This is a genomic window from Thiocapsa rosea (assembly GCF_003634315.1).
Lineage (GTDB): Bacteria > Pseudomonadota > Gammaproteobacteria > Chromatiales > Chromatiaceae > Thiocapsa > Thiocapsa rosea.
The window spans coordinates 276,204-289,195 of the sequence record NZ_RBXL01000001.1 but is presented as its reverse complement, the minus strand read 5'-3'; the positions used below and the strand labels follow the sequence as shown (position 1 = coordinate 289,195).

Below are 12,992 nucleotides of genomic sequence, written 5' to 3'. Positions count from 1 at the left end.
ATGTCAGAGGAATCCATCGGATTTAAGATCGTCATCCCCGCGCGCTACGGCTCCACGCGCTTGCCCGGCAAACCGCTCATACCGATCGCCGGAAAGCCGATGATCCAGCATGTCGTGGAGCGTGCGCGCGAGAGCGGCGCCGAGGAGATCCTGGTCGCGACCGATGACCGACGCATCGCCGAGGTCTGTCAGGGTTTCGGCGCCGAGGTGGTCATGACCGGCAGCGAGCACCGCAGCGGATCCGAGCGTATTACCGAGGTGATCGAGCTGCGCGGTTGGCACGACGACGTGGTGGTGGTCAACCTGCAGGGCGACGAGCCGGCGATGCCGGCGGCCTTGCTGAATCAGGTCGCGAGCGACCTCGCCGGAATCGCCGATCTCGGCATGTCGACGTTGGCCGCACCGATCTCCGCGCGGGCGACCCTCTTCGATCCCCATGTCGTCAAGGTGGTCACGGACGCGAAGGGCTACGCCCTGTATTTTTCGCGCGCCCCGATGCCCTGGCACCGCGACGAGTTTCTGGCCGATCATCCCGAGCTGCCGACATCGGTCGCCTTCCTTCGCCACATCGGGCTCTATGCCTACCGCGTCGGCTTCCTGAAACGCTATCTGGCTTGGGCGCCGTCACCCCTGGAGGTTGCCGAGTCTCTGGAGCAGCTGCGCGTGCTGTGGCACGGCGAGCGTATCCATGTGGCGATCGCCGTGTCCGAGCCGGGGCCGGGTGTGGATACGGCCTCCGATCTGTTGAAGGCCGAGCGGCATCTGGCGTAAACCGCGTCCGGAGCGACATGCGTCATTGTGGCTCGACCAGGCTTCGTCGCCGTGACTCAGGCGCGTAGCGTCGATTGGAGGCAGTCCAGGAGATCTTGCATCTCGCGCGTGAGTTCGCCCGCGACCGGGTCCAGGATTCGGACCTGCAGGATCGCGTTGGCGCGATGGCTGGCGCGACCGTATTGGTCCATCTGGATCGGAGGTCGGGCGAGATCCGATTCCAGCACCGCGAGTCCCTCGCCGGGGAGGATGTCGATCAGGCGCCAGACCTGCCCGTCGTGCTCGCAGCGATGGCCGAGCAGTTTTCTGAGCCGTTGCAGCAACGCGGTATCGATTGCGTGGGTCTTTTCCATTTCGGCTCCTGCTGTTGAACGTGCGAGCGCGAAACGCCTGCGCGCTCCCGAATACACCAACATGGCAGCCGAAAGTGAATTTTCATCCGGGCAAAAAAAAACCCCGCTGACGCGGGGCGAATCACCACTGAGGAGGTCAGAGAACGAAACCGGGTAACGGGAGCGTCCGTCTTGATTGCTATTATGCAGATCGGATGCCAGTTTTCGGTTTCGAGTCTCGTGATCTTCAAAACAAGGAGTTACGAAGGCGCGAGTCGGTCAAGCCGATGATGAGAGCCTAGCGATGCACAGGTTTCAGACGCGTGACGGCCCCTTCCGCACCGATGCGGTGCGATATTCGCGACAAACGGCCTGTTTCTTTGTCGTCATCGCAACACTCTGGGGGGCCATGCCGGTCGCTGCCGAGACGGACGCGATGCGCGCGCAGGGGATTCAATCCCAGCGGGCCGCGGCCGGATGGTTGAGGTTGCAGCAGGATCAACGTGCGGCGAGACAGCAGGCCGGCCCGCTGTCGCCACCCGAGGCGGCACGGCAGCAGTCGCGCGAGTGGACCGAGGCGATCCGTTACCGCGAGCTTCTTCAGCAGCAGAATCGCGCCATCGACTCGGCACGTCGGCAGGATCGGCTGGTGCCCCGTACCGGGGCGGGTGCGGTGCCGGACGGTCGGGCCGGTCAGGCGCGGTTGCAGGGGCAATTGATGGAGTTGGAGGCGCAACAACAGAGCCAGCGCCTGCAGATGCAGATAGACCGGGCGCGCCGCAGTCAAACCTCGCCGGGTCGGCTCGGCCGCGGCTCCAACGCCCGATGAGGCACGGGCCTCGTTCATGTCACGGGCAAGAAGCTAAAAATTATAAAATTTAAACCGCGTCCCCGCTAAGGTCCGTGGATGCACCGCACGTCGAGTTCACTCGAAAGTGAGCATCTCGCGCTGGACCCAGTTTAATTGTCCGGTCGTGCGTCCCCGGTGTGTCTGAAACACTCCTCGGATTCGTACCACATGACGTTGATGATGCCGAAGGCGAGTGCCAGCAGCACGCCGAGGATCCAAGCGAAATACCACATGGGATTCTCCTCTCGGTGATCGATGCTCATGGTCCGGGGTTGCACCCAGCGACCCCCGGACCCCGACGTTTCTCGATAAACCCCTTGAACCGCGCCCGGCGCGGTATGCTCAATTTATCGGACCCGGTGCGGTTACAAATCCTAAATTCTAAACCGCGTCTCACTGGGATCAAGGATATCTGCGCAGCCAAACGCACAATGAAAACGGCGCTAGTCGCTCTGGACGCGGTTTAGTACGCCAAATGCTCCTGCTCCCGGATCTCCTCCACCGTCACACGCCGCCACATCTTGGTATAGGTCCAGGTGGTGTAGGCCAGGATCAGCGGGATGAAGATCACCGCCGCCCAGAACATCACCGTCAGGGTCAGATGGCTGGAGACCGCGTCCCAAACGATCAGGCTGCTGTTGGGATCCGTGCGCGAGGGCAGGATGAAGGGGAAGAGGCTCACCCCGGCGGTCACGATGATGCCGGTGATCGCCAGACTGCCGGTCACCAGACCCCAGCCCGGACGATTGGCGGCGGCGAGCTTCATCGTCGCCCAGAGGCCCGCGAAGCCGAGCACGGGGAAGAGCAACGTCCACGGATGGGCGCCGTAGTTGGCCAACCAGGCCCAGGAGTCCGCAACGACCTCCTTGGTGAGCGGGTTGGGCGTCGCATCGAGCGCGGGCATGGAGACCACCTTGAAGCCGTCGACACCGATGATCAGCCAGACCCCGGCGAGCGCGAACACGGCCATGCTGATGAGTGCGAAGATCCGAGCCGCTGCCTTGGCGCGCGACGCGATAGGCTCGGCCGCCCGGATCTGGAGCCAGACGGCGCCGTGCATCGTCAGCATGGTCACACTCAGGATGCCCGCCAAGAGCGCAAACGGATGGAAAAGGCCAAAGAAGCTGCCCGTATAGAAGGATCTCAGCATATCGTCGAGATGAAAGGGCACGCCGAGCAGCAGATTGCCGAAGGCGACCCCGAAGACTAATGCCGGGATCACCCCGCCGATGAAGAGCCCCCAATCCCAGGCGCTGCGCCAGCGCGGATCCGCGATCTTGCTGCGGTAGTCGAAACCGACCGGCCGGAAGAAGAGCGCGAAGAGCGCGAGCAGCATCGCAAAGTAGAACCCCGAAAAGGCGGTCGCATACACCAGCGGCCAAGCGGCGAAGATGGCGCCGCCGGCCGTGATCAGCCAGACCTGGTTGCCGTCCCAGTGCGGGCCGATGGTGTTGATGATGACGCGCCGCTCCTCGTCGGTCTTGCCCAGGAAAGGCAGGAGTGCGCCGACGCCCATGTCCATGCCGTCGGTCACGGCGAAGCCGATCAAGAGCACGCCGACCAGCACCCACCAGATGAACTTCAGGACTTCGTAGTCGATGATCATGATCGCTCCCCTAGTCTTGCCGTTTATGCGGCGCGAGCACGGGTGCCGGGCCGCCTGCGGTGGGCGGATGCGACGTCGTGGCCGCGGTCTCGTGGTGATAGCGGCCCGTGTGCAGCGAGCTGGGACCCTGTCGCCCGAACTTGAACATCAGATACATCTCGATGATCAAGAGCACCGTGTAGAAGAGGATAAAGGCCGAGAGGCTGATGATGAGGTCGCTTGCCGCCAGGCTCGAGGCCGCAATACTGGTCGGCAGGACCTCGCCGATCGCCCAAGGCTGACGGCCGAACTCGGCGACGAACCAGCCCGTCTCCGCCGCGATCCAGGGCACCGGAATGCTCCAAAGGAAGAGCCGCAACAGCCAGCGTTTCTCTTGGATGACGCGTTTGGCGTTGAAGTAGAACCCCAAGATCATCAGGGCCAGCATCCAGAACCCGGCCGCGACCATCACCCGGAAGCTCCAGAAGAGCGGTGCGACCTCGGGGATCGAATCCTTGACCGCCATGCGGATCTGCTCCTCGCTCGCTTGGCTCGGGTCGTCGATATAGCGCTTGAGCAGGAGCCCGTAGCCGAGATCGTCCTTGTGGTCCTCGAAGACCGCGCGGTTCTCCGGCGTGTCTTGATCCCCGCGCAGGCGCTGCAGATAGTCGTAGGCGATCATGCCGCTGCGGATGCGGATCTCGTGATCACGCATCAGATCCTTGAGTCCCTTCACCTCGGTGTCGAGCGATCGCGTCGCGATCAACCCCAGGAGCCAGGGGATCTTGATCGCGCCGTGCGTCTCCTCGTCCTCGTTGCTCGGGAAGCCGATGATCGTAAAGCCGGCCGGCGCGGGCTCGGAATGCCACTCGGCCTCGATCGCCGCGAGCTTTACCTTCTGCACGTCGCCGACCTCGTAGCCGGACTCGTCGCCGAGCAGGATGACCGAGAGGATCCCGGCCAAACCGAAGCCGATCGCGACCGAGAAGGAGCGTTTGGCGAACGCCAGATCCCGCCCTTTGAGCATGTACCAGGAGCTGATGCCGAGCACGAACATGGACGCGGTCACATAGCCGGCGGCCACTGTGTGCACGAACTTGACCTGCGCCACCGGGTTGAGCACGACGTCCATGAAGTTGGTCATCTCCATGCGCATGGTCTCGTAGCTGAACTCGGCACCCACCGGGTTCTGCATCCAGCCGTTGGCGACCAGGATCCAGAGCGCCGAGAGGTTGGACGCCAGCGCCATCAGGAAGGTGACGGTCAGATGCTGGCGTTTGGAGAGTCGCTCCCAGCCCAGAAAGAACAGACCGATGAAGGTCGATTCCAGGAAGAAGGCCATCAGACCCTCGATGGCGAGCGGCGCGCCGAAGACGTCACCGACATAATGGCTGTAATAGGCCCAGTTGGTCCCGAACTGGAACTCCATGGTCAGCCCGGTGGTGACGCCCAACGCGAAGTTGATGCCGAAGAGCTTGCCCCAGAACTTGGTCATGTCCCGGTAGATCTCGCGTCCGGTCATGACATAGACGCTCTCCATGATCACCAGGATCCAGGCGAGGCCGAGTGTGAGAGGTACGAACAGGAAGTGGTACATCGCGGTCATGGCGAACTGCCACCGCGAAAGCTCGATCATGGTGCTGTCAAGCATGGCGATATTCCCGAGGTCGGAGATCAGGAACGCAAGGAGGGCCGTCGGGTGCCGGGCAGTGTGTCGGCGATCCGGGAGATCGCCGACGGTCCGGATCAGGCTGGCCCGCCGGTCGGAAGCACTTAGGCTAGGCCGGTCGGGCGATATCGGAAATGATGAATCGCAAGCTGCTTTCGGCAGGGCCGATTGTGTGCCGGGGGAGGAGCCGACGCCGACCTTGTCGAGGCGAATAAGGGGTTGCGGACAGCGTCAATCGTGATGGTGTGCGCCGTGACCGGCCCCATGGTCATGGGTGTGCGGAGCCGCCGCGGGCAGCGGTTGTCCGGAGAGGATGGCCGACACGGCCTGCAGCGGGTCCGTTGCGCTGGTGGTGTAGACCTGGATTCCGTGGCGGGCCATCCGTTGGAGAAACCCATTCCCGGCGCCCTGCGTCACGATCCCGTTCAGCTTGAGCTCGAACAGCGGGTGATCTTCCCCGTGATACTCATGCAGGGACAACTCCATCGGCAGATCGAGTCGATCGACCTCGGTCGGATTGCCGTTGGCGTCCGCCTCGTAGACGATGAAGCGACGGCTCTTGCCGGCGTGTCCGGTGATGGTTCGAAAGTTCTGGCTGGTCACGGCGATACGCATGGATTTCCCCGTGTTCAAAACGGCGAAGACGCTTCGATTGGTCATGGATTTCGGATCTCGTAAGGTGTGTTTCAGTCGGGTGTCTTTCCGCAGGACTCAGGCCGGAGCCGCCTCTGATTGAGGCAGGCGCATCGCCCAGTCCTCCATCGCCGCGTTCGCCACCGGCATCGGTGATTCAATGAAGGTGATGACGAAGCCGTCGTCGGTCTCGGCGATACCGATCGATCGGGGACGCATCGCGAGTGACTGCGGGTTCGGCAGGGTGATGCCGAAACAGAAGACCAGGTTCCTTGCGGCGCGGATGCCTTCGCCGATCCGTCCGTCCGGCAGGGATCGGGTGTGTCGGAGGTGATCGAATTCGGCGATGAAGACGGCCGACGGATGTGCCTCGATGCAGGCCCTGAAATAACCGCAGACGGCATCGACCGAGTCGAGCGGGGTCTCCTCGCGGTCGATCTCCAGCACGTAGACCGGAAAGGTCTCCTGCAGCACGGTCTGTTTCATGATCTGCACTCCCGGCCTCGGTCAAGCGGCGGTGTTTCACCGCGGAATGCGCCATCATTGGGGGTGAGGGGTGCTCGGGGCATTGAAATCGGTCAACTCGGCTGAACCGCGTCTTCGCTCCGTGCCGACCTGGGTTGTAGATGAAGGCGATGGAGTACACCCGATGTGTCTGCAGGGACGCGGTTCAGGATAGTAAAATCAAACAGCTTCTTGAAACGCGTCTCCACGGCGCTTTCGGGTACGCGCGATGTCGAGCCTCGCCGAGAACACGGCATATCGCACCGGACGCGTTTCAACCCTCCGCGATGCGCTTGAGGTTGGGGATGTCGAGCAGAAAGCGGTTGGGGCTGGTCTCGACCAGAAGGCTCTGGCGTTTGAATTCGGCGATGGTGCGGCTGGCGGTCTCGGTGGTGATGCCGAGCATGGCGCCCATGTCTTCGCGGCTGAACAATTGGCACGCACTGCTCTCGCGATCGCGGACCAGGCGCAACAAGAGCCGGGCGATGCGCTGCCGGGCGGAACCGGTGGAAAGCTCGGTCAGCCAGGCGTCGGCCTCGTTCAAGGCGCGTTGCCAGCGCGAGATCAGCTCGCGATGCAACTCCGGGTTGTTGCTGCCCAGGTCGCGGACCAATCGGGCGGGGAAGCGGCAGACCTCGGTTGGCTGAAGGGCGATGGCATCGTGTTGGTAGGTGCCGCCTTCGAGCATCGCCTCCAGGCCCAGGACATCGGTGGTGCGCGCGATCCGCACGATCCGCTGACTCCCGTCCGGGAGATACTGCACCAATTTCAGGACACCGGTGCGTACGGTGAACATGTGCTCGGCAGCGTCGCCCGTATGGTAGAGGCTGGTGCCGGGTTTTAAGGTGTACTGGTCGATCGGGTCGTGGATCTGCTCGAAATCCGATTCGGCCAATCCCGCGAAGAGGACCGAGGTGCGAAGCGAGCAGTTGAGGCAGTCGGCCTCACCGGACCAGGCTTCCCGCAGCGTGACACTTTTGACCATTTGGCTCGTCTGAATCTCGTCGTTCGGGGCGCCTAAAGCACCTGATGCCCCAGTGTAGCCCATCGAACCGACGAGATCATTTCGCACGCGCGGGGTTGCGCATCGTCGTCGCCCTCTCTAACGTGAGCCACCAACTTGAGCCACCAAGGTGAGCCACCAAGGTGAGCCATCGTTGCTCGCCCGTCCGCCGCGCGCCGTCACTTACACGTTCCCTTCGACCAGGTATCCCGATGACCTTGCTCAGCCTCGACTCCGTCGCCCTCTCCTATGGCCTGCCGCCGCTCTTGGAGGACGTCTCCTTCAGCATCGAGCGAGGGGAGCGGATCTGTTTGATCGGCCGCAACGGCGCCGGCAAATCGACCTTGCTGCGGATCATCGACGGGGAGATCCAGGCCGACTCCGGTCAGATCCGCGCGGCTACGGGGTTGAAGGTCGCGCGCCTGACGCAGGAGATCCCGCGCGGGGAAGAGGGGAGTGTTTTCGAGGTTGTCTCGGCCGGCTTGGGCGATCTCGGGGTGCTTCTGAGCGATTACTTCAAGCTCTCACACGGCTTGGGGAGCGACCCGAGCGAGGAGGACCTGACCCGTCTGGCACGGGTTCAGCAGCAATTGGAGGACGGCGGCGGCTGGGCGATCGAGCAGCGCACCGAGCGCGTCATTTCGCGCCTCGGGCTCGACGCCGAGGCCCGCTTCGGGGCGCTCTCGGGCGGTCTGCAACGTCGCGTGCTGCTTGCCCGTGCCTTGGTGACCGAGCCGGATCTGCTGCTGCTCGACGAGCCGACCAACCATCTGGACATCGATGCGATCGATTGGCTCGAAGACTTCTTGATCGACTTTCCGGGCTCCTTGCTCTTCGTCACCCACGATCGACGCTTCCTGCAACGGGTCGCGACCCGGATCCTGGAGCTCGATCGCGGGCGGATCACGGATTGGCCCGGCGACTACGCCAACTATCTGCGCCGCCGCGAGGAGCGTCTGCATGCCGAGGCCCAGGCCGCAGCGCACTTCGACCGCAAGCTCGCCGAGGAAGAGGTCTGGATCCGGCAAGGCATCAAGGCGCGACGTACCCGCAACGAAGGCCGCGTGCGCGCGCTCGAATCCATGCGCCGCGAACGGCTCGAGCGGCGCGAGCTGCAGGGCACGGCGCGTCTGCGTCTGAGCGAGGCGGATCGCTCCGGCAAGCTGGTGGTCGAGGCCGAGGAGATCAGCTTCGCCTGGGGCGATGCCCCGGTGATCCGCGACTTCAGTACCCTGATCCTGCGCGGCGATAAGATCGGCATCATCGGCCCGAACGGTGCCGGCAAGAGTACGCTTCTGAAGTTGCTGCTCGGTGGCTTGGAGCCGCAGGTCGGCGAGATCCGACGCGGGACCAACCTGCAGGTGGCCTATTTCGATCAACTGCGTGCCCAATTGGACCTCGACAAGAGCGTCCAGGACAATGTCGCGGGCGGCAGCGACAAGATCGAGGTCGATGGCCAGAGTCGGCACGTCCTGTCCTATCTGAAGGACTTTCTCTTTACCCCGGAGCGCGCGCGCCAGCCGGTCAAGGCGCTCTCGGGAGGGGAGCGCAATCGCCTGCTGCTCGCCAAACTTTTCACCCGCCCCGCCAATCTGCTGGTGCTCGACGAGCCGACCAACGACCTGGATACCGAGACCCTGGAACTGCTCGAAGACCTGCTGGTCGAGTTCAAGGGCACCCTCTTGCTGGTCTCTCACGACCGGGCACTGCTCGACAATGTCGCCACCAGCACCCTGGTCTTCGAGGGCGAAGGACGGGTCCGCGAGTATGTCGGCGGTTACGAGGACTGGGTGCGGCAACGCGATCCGCGGCGCTCGGGCGAGTTCAAGACGAAGCCGGCGGACTCCGCGACACCGGCGTCGGCCCCCGCGGGCGGGTCGACTCAACCCAAGGCCGCGTCCAAGGGCGAGAAGCTGAGCTTCAAAGAGACGCGCGAGCTTGCCGAGCTGCCGGCGCGCATCGAGACGCTGGAAACCGAGCAAGCCGAGCTGCACGCACGCCTGGCCGATCCGGCCTTCTATCAAGCCGCCCCGGAGGAGGTGGCTGCGGTGAAGGGGCGTCTGGAGGCGCTGGAGTCCGAGCTCGAGACCGTCTATGCGCGCTGGGAGGCGCTCGAGGCGCGGCGCTGATCGGGCGGGAGCGAGGCCCGACGCACGCAGCCGGGACGACCGCCGGATGTTGTCTCGGTCCCGCTCGGCTCGACCAACCCTGAACCCTGAACCCTGAACCCTGAACGGCGCGTTTGTCGCCGTCCGCGTCCTGAACTAACATCACCGTTCGTCCCGGGTGTGCTTGATCGCGCGTTCCGCATCAGACGGGTATTTCGCAGTCGGTCCGGCCTCGCACGCATCCGCCATCATCGCGCAATGCGCTGTTCAACGCTTGAAATGCTAAACAATTTGAACCGCGTCAGGCACGGGGCTCTCCAAGTGCTCGCGCGGCCGTTTCCCGCCAAACATCGGTTATCACTCAGGACGCGGTTCAATCCATGAAGTTCAAGGTCGATGAATTCCGAAGCTGGAAGCACAAGTGCATCACGCTGCTTGGGATGTCGGGGGTCGGCAAGACCTATCTTTCGGAAATGCTGCGTCGTAACGACTGGTTTCACTACTCCGGCGACTACCGGATCGGGACCCGTTATCTCAACGAGCACATCCTCGACCTGATCAAGGCGCATGCGATGCGCGATCCCTTCCTGCGCGATCTTCTGCGCCACGATTGGGTCGCCATCCACAACAACATCAAGATCAAGGATCTGGGGCCGGTGCTGAGCTTCGTCGGGAAGCTCGGGAACCCCGAGCGCGGGGGGCTGCCGCTCGGCGAGTTCAGCCGTCGCCAGGCCCTGTATCGCGAGGCCGAGATCGCGGCCATGATGGACGTGCCCGATTTCGTGCGAAAGGCCCGGGAGATCTACAGCTATCCGCATCTGATCAACGACGTCGGAGGGAGCCTCTGCGAGCTCGACGAGCCGCGGGTGATCGACCTGCTCGCCAAGCACAGCCTGATCCTCTACATCCGGGTGCCGGAGGCGGACGAGATCAAGCTCATCCAACGCGCACAGGCCGATCCCAAGCCGCTCTACTATCGCCCCGACTTTCTGCGTGCCGCGCTGAAGGACTATTTGTCGGTGCATGGTCTGGACTATGTCGCGCAAGTGGACCCGGACGACTTCACCCGCTGGGTCTTCCCGCGTCTGTTCCATTCGCGGGTGCCGCGCTACGAGGCGATCGCGCGGCCTTACGGCTACACGGTCTCGTCCGAGGACGTCGCGCAGGTGCGCGACGAGCAGGATTTCCTGCAGTTGATCGAATCGGCGATCGGACAGGCCGAGACGCCGGTCTTCGATCCCGAGATGCAGTAACCCGAACGACAGGACCGACCCCATGCCGATCGTCGCCCACAATGAGCTGCCTACGTTCGAGCGTCTGCGCGAGGAGGGTCACAAGATCCTCGAGCCCGATCACGCGCTTCAGCAGGACATCCGAGAGCTGCACATCGGCCTGCTGAACATGATGCCGGATGCCGCACTTGCCGCGACCGAGCGGCAGTTCTTCCGGCTGATCGGTCAGAGCAACCAGATCGCGCAGTTCTATGTCCACCCCTTCACGCTCGACGCGCTCGAGCGCGGCCCCATCACCCGCGAGTATGTCGAGCGCTTCTACGAGCCGTTCGAGAAGATCCGCGCGGAGGGGCTGGATGCCTTGGTGATCACCGGGGCCAATGTCATGGGTCCGGACCTTGCCGGCCAGACCTTCTGGGAGCCGCTGATCGAGGTGGTGGACTGGGCCTATCACAACGTCAGCTCGACCCTCTGCTCCTGTCTGGCGACCCATGCGGTGTTGCAGTTTCGCTATGGTCAGCGGCGCCGTCCGCTGGGCGAGAAGCGCTGGGGGGTCTATGTGCATCGCGTCATCGACCGCAGCCATCCCTTGGTGGGCAGCGTCAATACGCTTTTCGACGTGCCGCATTCGCGTTTCAACGAGATCGGTCGCGACCAATTCGAGGCGGCAGGTCTGCACATCCTCGCCGAGAGCGAGGAGGCGGGGGTGCATCTCGCGGTCAGCCCGGACGGCTTCCGGCAGGTGTTCTTCCAGGGCCACCCCGAGTACGACATCATCTCGCTGCTCAAGGAGTACAAGCGCGAGGTCAACCGTTTCGCTGCCGGAGAGCGCGACCAATACCCGCCGGTCCCCGAGAACTATTTCGGCGTCCAGTCACGCGCCATCTTGGACGAGCACCGCGAGCGGATCCTCGATGCACTCGATCAGGGACGCGATCTGCCGGCCTTCCCCGAGCAGCATATCGTCGACAGGCTCGACAACACCTGGCACGACAGCGGCGAAGGCGTCCTAGGCAACTGGATGGGGCTCATCTATCAGGTCACCCACAACGACCGCAGGCTTCCCTTCATGTCGCATGTAGACCCCGACGATCCGCTTGCGCTGAGTTGGCGCCGACCGCGCGGTTAGGTGATTTCCGGGAATCGTCATCCCGACTGCGCATGCCCGGAAGACCTGTCGGGACTCTAAACCGCGTCCAGAGCGACATGCGTCGTTTTCACGTTGCGTTTGGCTTCGGAGATGTCCTCGACTCCGGCGAGACGCGGTGTAGGGGCGAATGAATTCGCCCCTACACCGCAAGTAGATCCGCAACCAGGAAAAGTGGTCGAAGCCGCCTCCGCGTTGCATCTCGACAACAGATGCGTCTCTCTGTCCTGCAAAGTACCGCTGATCGACTCGATGTTTTTTTCGCTTCCCGTGATCGATTTAGCGAAAAAAAGCGTTTGCCTGGTTGTCGTTTGTTGCGTTTTGATACTAAACTTGACGCATGAGATGCAGTGTGTGACGAAAAGGAAACAGCTTGTTGTCGGCATGTTTCCTTTCGTTGCCGAGCGGGCAGCTCAACCGACTCTCCCGGGCGGGATTATCGGCGTCCAAGCAACAGATTCCACTGAGAAAACCATGTTCGAGCAAACCGAAAACACGATCCGCTACAAATGGGATCCCAGTACTTACACCGGGTTCAAGCTGCGTTACGACGCCGAGGGTGCGGCCAAGGGCGGGCACTGCTGCTTTCACGTCGAGGACTGGACCTTCCGCAGTATCACCAACGAGTGGCCATGCGAAGACCTCGACGAGGCGCTGGAGGTGCTGAACCACTTCTTCGCGATCGACATCACCCAAGAGCGCGAGCGCCTGGCTTCGTGGCTCCCGATGACGCTGGCGGAAGCGGCCTAGTCCGCGACGCCCTTCGGGTCGGGCTCCGGCGCTCGGCCCTCTCGGAACGCGTCAAGACCCGCATCTTCGGGCGCCTATCCCGGAGATGCGGGAGTTCATTCGCGGCAGCAAGGCGGGTCTTTCGCCACTCGCCGTTTCCCGCCGACAGCGTTTTTCATGAGCCCCCCGGTAGGGTGGACTGCGCTGCGCTTGTCCACCCGACTCCCTAGCTTGTCCGCCTGACGCCCCGCTTGTCTTCAACCGCTCCGATTTGCGACGTGGCCCGGTTTCTGCGCGATGCTGCGCCGACAGGCGCCCCATACAACGATCTTTGGTGGTCACCGATTTCCCGGGCCGCCATCAAGTTTGAAACATAGACATCCGCAATATTAGAATGCGGTAATCGTCTGGCTTATTACCTCGCATAAA

General features: G+C 63.1%; 13 protein-coding genes. 6 read left to right on the top strand and 7 right to left on the bottom strand.

Annotated elements, in window-relative coordinates; translation table 11 throughout:
• Positions 1–771, top strand: a complete 771-nt coding sequence (gene kdsB / locus BDD21_RS01310; protein WP_245969353.1) for a 3-deoxy-manno-octulosonate cytidylyltransferase — start codon at positions 1–3, stop codon at positions 769–771.
• Positions 772–827: 56 nt separating this feature from the next.
• Here the strand turns inward: kdsB and BDD21_RS01305 are convergent, their stop codons facing one another.
• A complete protein-coding gene (locus BDD21_RS01305) occupies positions 828–1,124 on the bottom strand; it encodes a hypothetical protein (protein WP_120795608.1) in 297 nt (98 codons plus the stop codon).
• Positions 1,125–1,407: 283 nt separating this feature from the next.
• Between BDD21_RS01305 and BDD21_RS01300 the strand changes: the two genes are divergently transcribed.
• A complete protein-coding gene (locus BDD21_RS01300) occupies positions 1,408–1,932 on the top strand; it encodes a hypothetical protein (protein WP_120795607.1) in 525 nt (174 codons plus the stop codon).
• A 131-nt stretch (positions 1,933–2,063) separates the two neighbouring features.
• On the opposite strand, the gene cydX is transcribed toward BDD21_RS01300, so the two are convergent.
• The 6 genes from cydX to BDD21_RS01270 all read right to left on the bottom strand — a co-directional run bounded on the left by cydX (position 2,064) and on the right by BDD21_RS01270 (position 7,329).
• Positions 2,064–2,186: a cytochrome bd-I oxidase subunit CydX gene (gene cydX / locus BDD21_RS01295; protein WP_007191219.1), complete on the bottom strand. Its 123-nt coding sequence runs from the start codon at positions 2,184–2,186 to the stop codon at positions 2,064–2,066.
• A gap of 230 nt (positions 2,187–2,416) precedes the next feature.
• Positions 2,417–3,559, bottom strand: a complete 1,143-nt coding sequence (gene cydB / locus BDD21_RS01290; protein WP_120795606.1) for a cytochrome d ubiquinol oxidase subunit II — start codon at positions 3,557–3,559, stop codon at positions 2,417–2,419.
• Positions 3,560–3,569: 10 nt separating this feature from the next.
• Complete coding sequence (locus tag BDD21_RS01285; RefSeq protein ID WP_120795605.1) at positions 3,570–5,189, bottom strand: cytochrome ubiquinol oxidase subunit I; 1,620 nt, start codon at positions 5,187–5,189, stop codon at positions 3,570–3,572.
• A 249-nt stretch (positions 5,190–5,438) separates the two neighbouring features.
• Positions 5,439–5,867, bottom strand: a complete 429-nt coding sequence (locus BDD21_RS01280; RefSeq protein WP_120795604.1) for a NifB/NifX family molybdenum-iron cluster-binding protein — start codon at positions 5,865–5,867, stop codon at positions 5,439–5,441.
• 51 nt (positions 5,868–5,918) lie between these two features.
• Complete coding sequence (locus BDD21_RS01275; RefSeq protein WP_120799675.1) at positions 5,919–6,326, bottom strand: DUF6858 family protein; 408 nt, start codon at positions 6,324–6,326, stop codon at positions 5,919–5,921.
• Positions 6,327–6,618: 292 nt separating this feature from the next.
• Positions 6,619–7,329, bottom strand: a complete 711-nt coding sequence (locus BDD21_RS01270; RefSeq protein WP_120795603.1) for a Crp/Fnr family transcriptional regulator — start codon at positions 7,327–7,329, stop codon at positions 6,619–6,621.
• A 230-nt stretch (positions 7,330–7,559) separates the two neighbouring features.
• Between BDD21_RS01270 and BDD21_RS01265 the strand changes: the two genes are divergently transcribed.
• From BDD21_RS01265 to BDD21_RS01250, 4 genes are all read left to right on the top strand, one after another.
• Positions 7,560–9,476, top strand: coding sequence for an ATP-binding cassette domain-containing protein (locus tag BDD21_RS01265; protein ID WP_120795602.1), 1,917 nt, complete (start codon positions 7,560–7,562; stop codon positions 9,474–9,476).
• A gap of 359 nt (positions 9,477–9,835) precedes the next feature.
• Positions 9,836–10,708 (top strand): ATPase, encoded by an 873-nt coding sequence (locus BDD21_RS01260; protein WP_120795601.1) that lies wholly within the window; start codon positions 9,836–9,838, stop codon positions 10,706–10,708.
• Between the two features lie 22 nt (positions 10,709–10,730).
• Positions 10,731–11,816 carry a homoserine O-succinyltransferase MetA gene (gene metA / locus BDD21_RS01255; RefSeq protein WP_120795600.1) on the top strand — a complete coding sequence of 362 codons (1,086 nt, stop codon included), beginning with the start codon at positions 10,731–10,733 and terminating at the stop codon, positions 11,814–11,816.
• Positions 11,817–12,308: 492 nt separating this feature from the next.
• Positions 12,309–12,584, top strand: coding sequence for a hypothetical protein (locus BDD21_RS01250; RefSeq protein ID WP_120795599.1), 276 nt, complete (start codon positions 12,309–12,311; stop codon positions 12,582–12,584).
• Positions 12,585–12,992: the final 408 nt, after the last annotated feature.